Origin of the sequence: Ensifer sp. SSB1, assembly GCF_016652895.1 — a bacterium.
Lineage (GTDB): Bacteria > Pseudomonadota > Alphaproteobacteria > Rhizobiales > Rhizobiaceae > Ensifer.
In genome coordinates this window covers 22147-36771 of record NZ_JAEPRP010000012.1, presented here as the reverse complement: position 1 = coordinate 36771, position 14625 = coordinate 22147, and the positions used below count along the sequence as shown (strand labels likewise).

General features: G+C 62.9%; 1 protein-coding gene. It reads left to right on the top strand.

Annotated elements, in window-relative coordinates; translation table 11 throughout:
• The first annotated feature begins 226 nt into the window (after positions 1–226).
• A complete protein-coding gene (locus I8N66_RS04935) occupies positions 227–14485 on the top strand; it encodes an LEPR-XLL domain-containing protein (protein WP_291150339.1) in 14259 nt (4752 codons plus the stop codon).
• Positions 14486–14625: the final 140 nt, after the last annotated feature.

The following is a 14625-nucleotide window of genomic DNA, read 5'->3' as shown; positions in this document are numbered from 1 at the left end:
CGGTTTAAGTAAAAATCTAACGGATTATGAAGATTTATCGACAGCAACAGATTACGTCTTGTCTTTTCGCATTAGTGTTTGTAAACATTCGAATATAGGGGTTTCATTACAGCTTTGAACGCGGGAGGGTGGCATGCCGCTGTCGTCGATGCTTGATTCCAAGAATTCCCGTCACCTCCGCCGAAAGTCAGCCGCACAGGATGGGCCACCTGCCCAGGAAACGGCGATGATCGAACGCCTTTTCCGGTGGTTCGGTGGCAGGAAGGCGCGAGGCTTCACACCGCGCTCGGAAACCAACCATCTGCCCGGGCTCGCCCTCGAGACACTTGAGCCTCGCTACCTGTTGTCTGCCGATATCATGCCCTTTGCGGTGGACATGGTCGGTGATGGCGGCGCTGACTACAGCCTGCGCTATGACAACCTCATCCAGGCGGTGCAGGTCTACGACAACAGGTCGAGCCTCCTCGTTGCGCAGAGGAATGCCGCGCAGATCGACTATATCCGGGTGACCGGTACAGCGGCGAACGACACGCTGACAATCGATTTCGGTACGGCTTTCCTTCAGGCGCTCGATATCGATTTTCAAGGCGGCGACGGCGACGACAAGCTCTCGCTAACCGGCGGCGTGTTCGATCTCGTCGAGTTCGCATCCGATGGCGCAGGGTCAGGCGTGTTCACCGCCGTCGACGGCCAGATCAGCCATCGGATCGGTATCGGTGGCGTCTCGACCGTGACCGACGCGACGACTGCGCAGGAGCGGATCTTTGCCGACGTGACAGGCGAGGGGCAGACTCTGCGCCTCAGCGATTCTGGCACACCCGGAGATGGGTTCTCAACGCTCGACAGCATCAATGGCGGCGCGCTGGTATCCTACACCTTCGCTTCGCCCAATCTGAAGCTGACGATCGATACCGGTGCCGGCGACGACACCTTTGTACATAATGGGTTCGACAATGCGATCTCCGGCAAGGTTCTCCTGAGTGGCGGTGCAGGCAGCGACGCAGTGATCGGGCCTCCGGTAGATACCAACTGGAACATAACCGGGCTCAACGCCGGCAACGTTTCAGGGGTGTCCTTCGTCGAGGTTGAGAATCTTAGAGGTTCTGCCGACAACGAGGACACCTTCTTCGTTTCAGCTGGCGGCGGACTGACCGGCGTTATGGACGGTGGCGCCGGCGGCTTCGACAGCCTCGTTCTCGATGGCGGTGTTTTCCAATCCGTCACTTACGTTGCGACCGGTCCTGCGTCCGGCACGATCACCCGCGATGGTCAGGTTCTGCGCTACGATGGTCTGGAGCCGATCACAGACAATACGGTCGTCGCCGATCGTATCATCGCGACCAGCGATTTCGACGACGAAGCACGGCTGAAGGACAACGGTGACGGCACTTTGACGCTCGAGTCGCTGTCGCTGATCCCGACCTTCGAGAAGGTCACCTTTGCCAAGCCCACCAACAGCCTGACGATCAAACTTGGCGCCGACCTCGGCATCCCGCTGCTGTCGAAGGATGTCTTGACGGTCACAGGCGTCAACCTCGGGGCTGCAAGCTTTACCGTTTTTGGCGAGAACGCTGCCGATACAGCCGGCGATGACGGCAAGGACGAAGTCCTCATCGAGGGGACAAACACATTCGGCGCCGTGGTGGTTCATGCCGAAAAGATCACGGTTTCAGGTAATGTTTCGGCGACGACGGTCACCCTTGTGGCGCTCGCCGAAGACGACGGTAAAATTACCGGCGGCGCCTATTTCGCGACACCCGAGGCGATCATCGACCTCAGCGGCGCGACCATCACCGCCTCTGGCGCCGTGCAGATCTCGGCGACGGCGGATGCGACCGTTTCGGCTTCAACCGCGGACGTCGGGCCGCTCGAAGGCGTCATTGTCACCGTTCTGCCGGAGGCGAGGATCAAGTTTGATAACAGCACGCTGACGGCTGCGAGCCTTTCGGCCGGCAGTTCGGTCAGCGTTTCGCTGACCGCCGCTGACGAAGGCGATGCAAGCGAGAACGACACGACCAAGGATGCTGCGGTTTCCGTCACGGTTGTTCTCAGCGATTCCATCACCGAAGTGCTGGGCGGCAGCGCCCTCAACGTATCCGGCGCCGTTTCGTTGACCGCCGACACCCAGTTGGCACTGACGACAACAGCCGATGGCGGTTCCGGCTCCAAGGGTGCGAGCGTTGCCGTTTCGGAAGTGAACGCGACGACGCGCGCCTATATGGCGGGCAATTCGGCCCTCAACGCCAATAGTGGTGACCTGCCCGATTCCGTCGCCTTTAGCGCAACACTGACCAGCAATGTCAGCACGACGGCGATCTCGAGCGCTGGCGGTTCGAACCAGGGCGATGGCACGAGCGAATCCGAAAAGCGGCTGGCCGACCCGAACCAGGATAGCAACACCTCGGACAAGGCTGCGACCAGCGGCGGCGACATCACCTTTGCAGGTGCCGTCACGGTTTCCGATTACCGAACCACGACGGAAGCCTATATCGATAGCTCCATCCTCGTTTCCGCAAGCACGCTTGCCTTGACGGCAACCTCCACCGAGAGCGTTACGGCAGGCGCCGACGGTTCGGCCACGGCCAGCGCGGGCACAGGCGTCGGTGTGGCTGTCGCGCTTGGCATTGCCGATGTTACCACCCGCGCCTATGTCGCCGGAACGTCCGATCTGACGGCGAGCGCAGTCGACGTCAATGCCACGCTGAATGCTGGCGAAAGCTTCGTCGTGACGGCGGAAGCCGGTGCTGGCGGCGCCGAAACCAATGTCGCTGGCGCCCTTGCCATCAGCATTATCATGACCGACGTCGAAGCCGTTATCGAGGCGGGTGCCTCCGTTAACCTCCATGGCGGCGACCTGAGCCTCACGGCTTCGTCGACCACCCATGCCGAGACCGCTGCGACCCCGAACGGCGCCGATCTCGGTGAAGCCGGTGAGACCGGCATCGGCGGCTCAGTAGCGCTCGCCGTCATCGACAACAATACGAACGCGCTAATCGAAAACAGCGCGACGGTCACGGCCGCAGACGACGTGACGCTTTCGGCAACCGGCAACCATGAATCCGAGACGACGGCGGAAGCCGGCGGCACCGGCGGCAGCACCGGAATCGGCGGCGCTGTGGCGATCGACGTGATCGACAATACCACCCGCGCCTCGCTCGGGACGGACGATGTCGAACTCGACATAACCGGTGATTTCTTGGCAACGGCGACCCATCATGGCCTGAGCACGACCACGGCCGATGGCACGGCGATTGGCTCGACCGCGGTCGGTGCCGCGATTGCGCTGGCCTTCGTCGACAATCGCGCGATCTCGACCACCAACCGGAATCTGCGCGCTGACGGCTCTGTCAGCCTGTCGGCGTTGGGCGACGGCTCCAGCAAGGCGGAAGCCAGGGCAAGCGCCAAGGGCGCCGACAAGAACGACGAATCCGCCGATGGCAACACCAAGGCCGATCAGCAGAAACAGAAACAGGTGGACTTCGCCAACAGCAAATCAGGCGATGCAGACAGCACAAGCCAGACCGCCAATACTGGTGGTGGCAGCGGTGGCGATGTCGGCGTCGCGGCCGCCCTTGCGATCAACGTCTCCGACAGCGAAGCGCTGGCGAGCATCGGCAATGGCCGCACCGTGACGGCCGGCGACGGCGCCGGAACCGGCGGCGTGAACCTGCAAGCGAAAAACAACATGGATGCCTCGGCGATCGCCGATGGCAGCGCGACGCTCGAAAGCGAAACCTCGGGCACGGCGGTGGGCGCCGCCGTGGCGATCAACGTCGCCGATATGAGCAACAGGGCGATCATCGGCAACGGCGCGATCGTCAATGCCGACGGCAGCGTCACGCTGTCTGCCACGATGAAGAATGCCGGCGGCGACCAGAAGAACATCTTCGAAGCGCATTCGACGTCCGGCGCCAGCGGCGGCGACACCGGCGTTGCCGGATCGTTCGCGCTCAACGTGTCGGATGCCACCGCAGAAGCGGCGATCCGGCCTTCCGCCAGCGTCACGCTCGGCAGCGACGACGCCTCGCTGACGGTCTCCAACACGTCTGAAAGCAGCGCTGTCGCCGAGGCGGATGCGGAGAGCGCCAGCACCGGCGTTGGAGCCTCCTTCGCGATCAATGCGGCCGACAACACAGCGTCGGCAAAAGTCGGAAATGCCGTTGTCCGCACCGGCCTCGACGACCTGACGCTCAGCGCCACCGGTAGCCACAAGACCACCACGACGGCAGAATCCGGCGCGACGGCCGAGGATGGTACCGGCGTTGGCGGCGCCATCGCGATCACCGTTGCCGACAATGTGACGGAGGCGAAGCTCGGCACCGGCGGCCTTATCGACCTTGACGGCGCCTTCAGCGCCACCGCGACCCACCATGGTGAAAGCACCACCTCGGCACTGGGCGATGCGCTTGCCGGCAACACAGCGGTCGGTGCGGCAATCGCGCTGGCCTTCGTCGACGATAGTGCGACTGCGACCACCGTCCGCAACATTACCGCCGATGGCAATGTCAGCTTTGCGGCCCATGGTGACGGCGCCAGCACGGCCGAGGCTAGAGCCAGCGCTGCAGGCGCGGACAAGGATAAGGAAACTGACAGCGGCAATACGACCGCTGATGACCAGAAAAACAAGCAAAAACAGCTCGCCAACGAGAAATCGGGCAAGTCGAACACCGGCGACAAATCCGCAACGAGCCAGGGCGGCACCGGCGGCGGCCAGGTGAGCGTCGCCGCAGCGCTCGCCATCAACGTTTCCTCGTCGCTCGCCGTCGCCTCGATCGGTGATGGCGTCACAATCATTGCGGGGCAAGGTGCGGGCACCGGAGCGCTTCAGCTCCACTCCTCCAACAATATGAATGCTAGTGCCGCGGGTGACGGCCAGGCAACGACGACGAGCAGCGGCACCGGCGTCGGTGTCGCCGTTGCCATCAACGTCGCGACCATGCGGAACGAAGCATCGGTCGGGGCCGGCGCGCATATCACTGCCGACGGCCTCACGGCTTCGGCGACGATGAAGACGGTCAGCGGCAACGCCGAGCACGATTTCGGCGCGGAATCCACGTCAGGTGCGAGCGGCGGCGACACCGGCGTGGCGGGTTCGTTTGCGTTGAGTGTTGCAACCACCAATACGCTCGGCACGATTGGGCTCGACCACGGCGGTGGCGGCACGACGTCTGTGACGCTCACTGGCGGCAACGTCAGCCTGCAGGCAACCAACACAACCAAATCGACGACAGAAGCGACGGCCCATGGTGCCGGCAGCGGTTCGGGAAGCACTGGCGTCGGCGCATCGATAGCGCTTGGTATTTCGCTCAACACGACCTTCGCCGGGATCGAAAACGGCGAAACGATCAGCGGCAACACCGGCAACTTCCAGGCACTTGCCACCTCGAACGATACGGTCACCACCACCGCAAAAGCGGGCGCAGCCGGAAACACTGCCGTCGGTGGCGCAATTGCAGTCGCCTACGTGGATAATGACACGGATGCACATATCGGTTCGGGTGCTGGCGGTGCGATCACTCTGACCGGCAATCTCGCCGCGCAGGCGAGCCATGCCAGCACGATCCACACGCTCGGCGACGGCGAAGCGGCCGGCAGCAATGTCGGCGTCGGCGTTTCGCTCGCTTTGAACATCGCCGAAGTGACCAACGATGCCTTTGTCGGCAGGAACTTCTCCGGCGCCAACAATGTCAGTGTCACCGCCACGTCGACTTTCGACACGAAGGCAGAGTCCAAGGCGAGCGCCAAGGGAAATGATACCTCGAAGGCGAACTCCGACCAGGAGAGCAGCAACCAGACGAACATGGCGCAGAACCAGAGTGGCGGCTCGAAGGCGCCGACCCAATCTGGCAGCAGCAGTCTCGGCACCGCCGATAGCAAGAGCACCAACGAGACGGGTAAGTCGACACAGGGCGGGACCAGCGTCGCCGCAACGATCGCCGTCAACTTCCTCGACGCCGACAACACCGCGACGATCGCAAGCAATGTCGTGATCGGGTCTTCGGGCGCGATGGAAGTCGAAGCGACGATGACCACCGACGCGCGCGCGCTCGGCACCGCGACATCGACCAACACCAGTTCCAACACCGGCGTGGCTGCCGCTGTCGGCCTCAACATCGCCTTGCTAGACAATACCGCGCAGGTCAACTCGGGTGCAGATCTGACAGCTGGGTCGATCCAGGTCCGGGCTGTGACTGCCGAGGGACAGAAGAATACGTTCCAGGCACGGGCGCTTGCTGGCGCCGTGTCGAAGAACACGGCCGTTGGCGGCTCCGTCGCGGTCAACTATCTCGACGTCAATTCGAGCGCCATCATCGGTAATAATGCCGATCTCGACGCCAACGCCGGCGGGATCGCTATCAATGCAGTCAGCGTCAACGAGATGCAGAGCATCGCCGGCGGCGCGGCGCTGAGCCTCAATGGCGGCACCGGTGTCGGCGTCGCGGTTTCCATCAATATCGTCAACGATCTCAACACCAAGGCCGACGTTGGGACCGGCGTCGATGCCGAGGCGAGCGGTGCGATTGGTGTCACGGCCCATGCCGAACTGCTGCCGATTACGGAGAGCATTCCTGTCATCGGCAATCTGGCGGTGACCAGCTTTGCTGCCGGCGTTGCGGCAAGCAACGGAACGGCGGTGGGCGGCTCCTCGAGTGTCAACGTCGTCTTCATGGAGACGCATGCCTTCATCAATGACGGCTCCGACTTCGACGGCGATGGCGGGGTGACCGTCGAAGCGACCGACATCTTGACCATGGTCAGTGGTGCTGGCGGCATCGGACTGTCCGGCGGCAGCAATGCCGGTGTCGGCATCGGCCTCGACGTGAATGTCATCATTCGCAATACCAGCGCCTGGGTCGGCGGAACGGCGGACCTCGGTGCGATTGCCGGCAATATCCTCGTCAATGCCGATTCATTCGACACCATCACCTCGATTGCCGCCACCTTCGGCTTGAGCCTCAGCGGCTCGGGCGTCGCCGCGTCAGTCGGTGTCGTCGTCCTCGACACGTCGACCGAAGCCTATGTCGAGACAGGAACAGCACTCGACAAATCCGAGATTCATGCCGGCGGAAATGTCTCCCTCAAGGCAACTGGTGACGCCAAGATCTTTGCGCTCGCCGGCGGCATCGCCTTTGGGCAGGGGGCCGGTATCGGTATCGGCGGCACGGTCTTCGTTCATATCGACGATGTGAAGGCTGAGATCCGCGGTCATGCCGACGTCGAAACCGGTGGGCCGGTTGGCCTTGACGTCTCGGCGATTTCGACCGAGGACGTGACCACGATCGCCGCCGCCGGCGGTGTATCGGCCAGCAGTGCCGCCGTGGCCGGTTCTGTTGCGGTCACGGTGCTGACGGAAACGACGATTGCACGCATCGGCTCGAATACGGCGGTCACGGCCCAGTCCGGCGCAAACGATCCGGGTGTCGCGGTCTATGCCTATGGCGAGACGGATCTGCTCACCGTTGCCGGGTCACTGGCCGCCTCCGGCGGTAGCGCCGCTGTTGGTGCCGGCGTGAACATCGCCACGCTGATCAAGACCACGCAGGCCTCGATCGACTCCGGCATGGATATGGATGCCGATGGCAACATCAAGGTCGAGGCAACCAGCAGCGAGGACGTCGGCTCCTTCTCGGTTGCAGCCGGCGGGGCCTCCTCGGCCGCGATCACGGTCTCGGCGGATGTGTTCATCTTCGACGTGAAGACTCGCGCCTTCATCGGTGACGATCCGATCGACGGCATTGGCAATGCGGGCCTGACCGACGTTCGCGCCCTTGGCAGCGTGCTGGTGCAGGCAGTCGATGAAACGGAACTCGATCTGATCGTCGGCGGCGTCGCTGTTGGCGGCAGCGCCGGCGTTGGTGTCGCTGCCGGCGTGGCCGTCGTCGACAAGGTGACGGAATCGTTCATCGGCGAAGATGCGCGCGTTACCGGTGAAGGTCATCACAGCGTAGCAGCACGCACCGGCCGGTTCGACATCAGCTTTGCCGGCTCGCAAAGCATGGGCGATGGCTATGACCCGCAGACCGACGGCCAGGTCAGCAAGGACAGCCTCGAAGCCGGCGTGCCGATCAAGCAAGGGGGCGGCGGCCTCGGCCAGTTCAACGACCTCGACCAGGATGAGAGCGATGACGGTACCCCAACCGATCCGGGCTTGACCCAGCAGCGGACCGCAACGGCGTCAGTCGACAGCGGCTTCCGCGGCGTCGCGGTCTCCGCAAGCACCAAGGACGATATCGAAACGGCGGCGATCAGCGTTGGTGGCGGCGGGTCCGTCGGTGTCGCCGTCGGTGCGGCGGTCAACGTCGTCAATACGACGACGAGCGCGCTTATCGGTGAAGGCGCGCGCATTAACCAGGACATGAGCGGTGGCGGCAATGGGGCGCAGTCGGTCCTAGTCGCTGCGGCCAGCGATTTCAGCCATCTCGGCGTTGGCGCAGGTGCAGCCGTCGGCGGATCAGCAGCGGCTGCTCCGGCGGTCGACGTGTCGGTCGTCACGACGAAGACCACGGCCACGATTGGCGACGACACTCTGGTCGATGCCAACAACGACGTGGCGGTTATTGCGACGGCCAAAGAGAAGGTTCTCGTCGTTTCCGCTGGTCTGGCGCTCAGCGGTGCGGTCAGCCTCGCCGGTGGCGTCTCGGTCGTCTCGATCGATGCCGACACCTTTGCGCGCATCGGGGATTCGACGGTTGAGGCCGGCGGCGACGTCGCCGTCATGGCCAAGGACGACTCTCAATTCACGATCGTTTCCGGTGCAGTCGCCATCGGGCTCTCCGGCGGGGGTGCCGCAGGCTCCGTCGGCGTCGTCCACGTCACCAAGGACACCGAGGCAACGATCGGCGAACACGCCACGATCGACGCGCGCGCCAATGGTGCGGGCCTTTCGAACGTGCTCGACGGCGGAATCACGACAAGTGGCGGCGATCCGACCGGCTTCTCGACGCTTTCGGGTGAGGCCCACGGCGTCATCGTCCAGGCGCAATCGTCCGAAGTCGTCACCCATATCGCCGTTGCTGGCGCCGGCGGGCTCTATGTCGGCATTGCCGGAGCGGTCAGCGTGACCATCATCGACTCCGACACTTTGGCCGCCATCGGCGCGGGTGCCGCGATCAACCAGGGCTTTGCGGACTATCAGTTGCATCCGGGCAATGTCGGCCTCGGGCAGGGCGTTTATGTCAACGCCGCCAATGATGTCCGCATCACGTCCTTTGCCGGCTCGGCTGCCGTCGGCTTCGTCGGCATTGGTGGCGGCATCGACTTCGGCAGCATCAAGAACGACACGACCGCTTCGATCGGTGCGAATGCCGATATCCTGGCGCGCAACGATGTCGCGGTTAGCGCGGACTCGATCCAGGTCCTGAAGGGCTTCGCCTTCAGCGGCGTCGGCGGCGTTGTTGGCCTCGGTGCGTCGGTCTCGGTCTGGTCGATTGGACAGGATTTCAAGGACGATTACGCCAACGAGAAGGAAGGCACGTCGGGCGATGCCACCACGGGCGGCGGCGATAATGCGGCCGCCGATGCGGGCGAAAAGACCGATGGCGGCGTCGGCGAACTGACCGGCCAGATGACCGGTTTCAGCGGCGACGGAAACTCCCGCACCGCGGACTCCCGTGTCAGGGACAACATGCAGGGTGCATCGGACCGGCTGAATGACCCGTCGTTCTTCTCGGGCGCGGACCTCGATGCCGCGTTGATCCCGACGAATGAGGAGCACGGTACTACCGCCACGATCGAAGCCGGTGCGGATGTCGAGGCCGGCCATGACATTCTGGTCGTCTCGCGCCAGAACATGAAGGTCGATCTTCTGATCGGCAACGCTGCCGCGGGCCTCGTCGGTGCCGGCGCAGCCGTGACCGTGCTCAACGTCTCCGGACAGGTCAAGGCAAAGGCCGGCGGTAACCTCAGCGCCGGCAACCAGATCAAGGTCGAGGCTGAGCTTGACGAAGAGGTCGATGTGACGACCGTCGCCTTCCAGGGCGGGTTCGTCGGCCTCGGCGCATCGGTCATCGTCATCAACGATACCAGCCGCGTACAGGCGCGCCTGCTCGACGGAACGGTGGTGGATGGCGCCAGCCTGCTGTCGGTCTCCGCTTCGAATACGCAGGATTTCGATGTCACGACCACGGGCATACAGATCGGCGCAGTGGCGGCCGGCGCGTCCTATGTCGACCTCAATATCGGCGACACGGACGACAGCACGATTGAGTCTCTAGCGACCATCGGGGCTGGCAGCCAGATCGGCCAGACCGACGCGGTCGGTGCGATCACTGTGCATGCGGACTCGACCGTCGACGCCAAGGCGGAGACATTTGCGCTCGCCGGCGGTGCGCTCGGCCTCTCGTTCAATTTTGCGCTGATCGATGTCGAGACCAACATCGAAGCATCGATCCTTGGCGGCGCAAACATCGATGCCACCGGCACCGTGACGCTGGAAGCGCTTTCGAGCCACAATGCCAAGGGCGATGTTTTCGCGCTCACCATCGGTCTCGGCGCGGTCGGCACGAGCTTCGTGACCGTGAATGTCGTACCGACGACAAGTGCGCTGATCGGTGGTAATTCGACTATTACAGCCGGCGGCATTGTCATCCTCGCCTCCCATAACTTCTTAGGCGCAACGGCCACCGATCGCGGCGCCAAGGCCTTCGCGGAAGCCTCTGGCGGCGGTCTGTTCAGCGGCCAGGGCGCCGTACCCACAGCCAGGTCCAATGCCGTCGTAACCGCTTCTATCGGCGCGGGCGGTGCCCTGACCATCACCAACGACATCGATATCAAGTCGCGGCTGCGCAACTACGCGGTCGCCAATACCGAGGCGAACTCCTTCGGTGCGGCTGCGGTGGGCGCAACCGATGCCGAGGCGGTCGCCAACGGCCAGTCGAATGCGTCGGTGAACGCCAACATCGTTTCGGTTCGCGATATCGGGATCGACGCGCTTGCGGTCAACGGCGCGCTCGCCGTTGCGGAAGCGACTGGCGGCGGTGTCCTTGGGGCGCTGACGCTCAACAGCGCGACGGCAACGGCAAGCCCGTCCTCCGTGGCGGCGACCATCGGAAACAACACCTCCATCCAGTCGGCTCGCCATATTCGCCTGAAGGCGCTTGCCAACACGGAGGGCGACTCCAAGGTCGTCGGGGTGACAATCGGCGGCGTCTTCGGCGCCGGCGATTCCGACGCGACCACAAATGTCAATCCGACCGTCTCCAGCACGATCGGAACCGGCAGTGTCATCAATGCGACCGGCACCGTCTCGCTGGAGGCGATTGCCGCACCCATTCCAGGTACCCAACCCGATTATGCGGTGATCGACGCCGATGGCGCCGCTGATACGATCACCGTCAACAACCATGGCCTTGTGACCGGCGATACGGTCGAATACGACGCCGGCAGCGGCGGCGCAGTGATCCCTGGCCTCAATTGGCCCGATCCGCAGGACCCGGCCGTAAACCGTCAATACAATGTGATTAACGTCGTCGATGGCGGCAATGTCGACCCGAACAAGCTATACTTCGGCTCGACTTTCGATGCGGCAAGCATCGATTCCGAAACCGAAATAATTACTTTCCAGGGCGCGCATAACTTCATCAGCGGCGATGCCGTACGTTACTATGCCGGCCCCGACGAGACTGTAAACAGCTTCGGCCTGACCGAAGGCAATCTCTACTACGTTCTGGTTATCGACGAGTCCCATATCAAGCTGGTCGATACGCATGACAAGGCGGTCAACCCGCAAAACTACTTCAAGAACTTCCAGCCCGACGACATCGCCGGCAATCAGATCACGATCTCCGGCCATGGCTTCACCAACGGCATGGCCGTCACCTATGACGCGCCCGATCCCAAGACTTTCGTCAGCCGGCAAGTCGACGTCAATCCGACAGGGCTCAATCCCGACGGCTCGCCGATCGACGACGGCAGCCAGAACAACATTCGCTTCTTCGACGATAACGGCAATGCGCTGAACCATGGCTTCAGCGAGGGCGAGCATGTCGTCTATAATGTCGAAACAGAAACGGGAGCGCCCGGAACCGCGATTGTGGGGCTGTCCGATGGCCAGACCTACCGCGTCCACGTCGTCAATTCGACCACGATCCAACTGAAGCATAACGACGTCGTCACCGAGCAGGTGCAGTTCGTTCGCAATGCCGGCGGCGACCGCATCGTTCGCACCGACGGCGAGAACTGGGCCGATTTCGGCTTCGGCACCGGCACGCTGTTCATCAGTGGCGCCGGCGCAAACAGCGGTACCTACACCGTTACCGGCGTCAGTGGCAGCACGTTGATCCTGTCGGTCGTCAACAGCGTCACGGAAACAACGCTTACCAAGACCTTCGATCAGTCGATCATCACGCTCACGCCCAACAAGGCGAAGACCGCCGACGATATCCATTCGCTGATCAACGCCAAGAATCTGCCCATCGGCGGGCTCGAAGACGGCAAGACCTATTATGTCCGTGGCGTCAGTGGCCCCGGAGACGACACTTTCGAACTGTGGGACGCGCCGACCGGCGGCACGCAGATGACGTTGACGCCCACCGGGCTTTCCGGCCCCTACGCCAACCACCGCATTGGCGCACTGGCTGTCGATATCTCAAGCGACGCCGCGAGCGAGCAACAACTCCGGATCGACATCAACAATGCGGTGACCTCGGTTGCTGGCGGACAATTCCTGTTCGGCCCGGGGCGCGTTTCTCTCAGTGAAATCGCGCCGCAGTCGGGCGACGGCGTGTCGTCGGCCTATTCAAAGGGGTCGGGCGGCGGCTTTGTCGGCGTCAACGGTAACGACGCCAATATCACCAGCAATCCGAACGTGACCGCCACGATATCGGCGACGCTTGTAACGACGAGCGGCGATGTCTCGATCACCACGTCAGCCACCACCAATACGACGGCGCACGCGGTCAATGGCACCGGCGGTTTCGTCGCCGTCGGCGACGCCGACGCAAACAGCTACCAGGACGTCAACAGCGTCGCCTCCGTCGGCGATGGCACGCGCATCGTCGCCGGAAAGAACGTCACCGTCACCTCCAGTACGAATGTCAATACCGGAGCCTCGTCGCACGCAAGCGCCGGCGGGGCCGTTGGCGTCGCCTCGCCGACGACCGTTGTCTGGATTGAATACAACAGTGCCGCAACGATCGGCGCGGACGCCATCGTTGTCGCCGGCGAGCTCGCCAAACTGGCGGCCTATTCCGAAGCCGGCGTTTCTGCCAACGCGACCGGTTCGGGCATCGGCTTCGGTGGTGATGGCGACGCCGTCACGCATGTCTATATCGGTATCGCCGATCCGAACCCCGATCCGGATCAAGCGGATACGATCGCAACCCTTGGCGATCGGGCTGTTTTGAGCGCCAAGCGGGCTGTTGCCAGCGCGAAAGTCGGACGTTTCGACATCTTCTCGGGCAGCGACGGCCGTGGCGCAGGCTTCTATGGCGAGGGCCAGGCCGAAAGCACGCTGACGGCGCGGCCGAAGGCGGAAGTGCACATCAATGCCGATTCCGAACTGACCGGCTGGGAAGGTGTCGATCTCGTCACGCGCTACGACAACGTCAAGACACATGCCAAGTCCTATGCCCGCGCGACCGGCCTCTTCGGCTTCGTCGATTCCGATGCGCACAACGACACCGATGTAGCCTCGAAGATATTCGGTGCTGCCGGCGCCCTGGTAACCGCGGGCCCGCGTGACAACGGGGATGCCGTGCTCGGCCATCCGGACTATCCACAGGAGCCTGCAGCGTCGAACGAACACCTGGCGCTCTATGCTTCCACGGTCAACGGCTCGATCTCGCAGACGGATGACGCCGACTATAGCAAGCGCTCGCTTGCTGCCGGCGGCTCCGATGGCAGCAGCCCGGACGACCGGCCGCAGCAGATCGATTTCAACTCGGATGTCCTCATTCTTTCGGGACGTTCACCCGAACTGGTGGTCAAGCAGCTCGTCATCGGCGCCGACGGCCAGATTGACGTCGCAGTCGAAGTCACCGTGAACGACAGTGCCAGTGGTGGCGGCAACAGCGAAGGAGAGGGTGACACGATCCAGAGCGACGACATCGTCGTCAATGACATCGTCAATCCCGGCCCGGGCGACGTCGTCTTCGATTCCAAGGAGATGGTCGGTTCCGGCGGCACCTGGACCTTCCGCGACACGCTGCAGCGCGTCACAATCCGCAACGAGTCCGACAAGGACATCATCATCAACAACATCGACGTCGTGACCGACGAGCAGCCGCTTGCCTGGTTGAACCCGTCGAATTCGGTGACGCTGACGTTCAATATCGAACGCGAGGTAGCGCCGACGCTGATCGAAATCACCGATACCGGCGGCCGATCGGATATCTACATCAACGGCACCATCGAGAACCCGATCGGAACTACCTCGATCGTCAATACCGACGGGTCGGTTTTCGCAACCAACGACCGTGGTGTGACCGGCAGCGACGGCCGTCAGTCCCTCATCCGCACGCATATCCTCAACATCCGTGCCGACTAAAATGTCGGCACGACCGGAAACCGCGTCAACATCGACATTGTTGACAGTGCCGGCCTGCCGCAACTCATCAGCTTCGATACAGGCCGTGTCAGCGGCCTGAGCGAGCAGATCTTCCTCGGACATGAAAACCGCTTCTACAC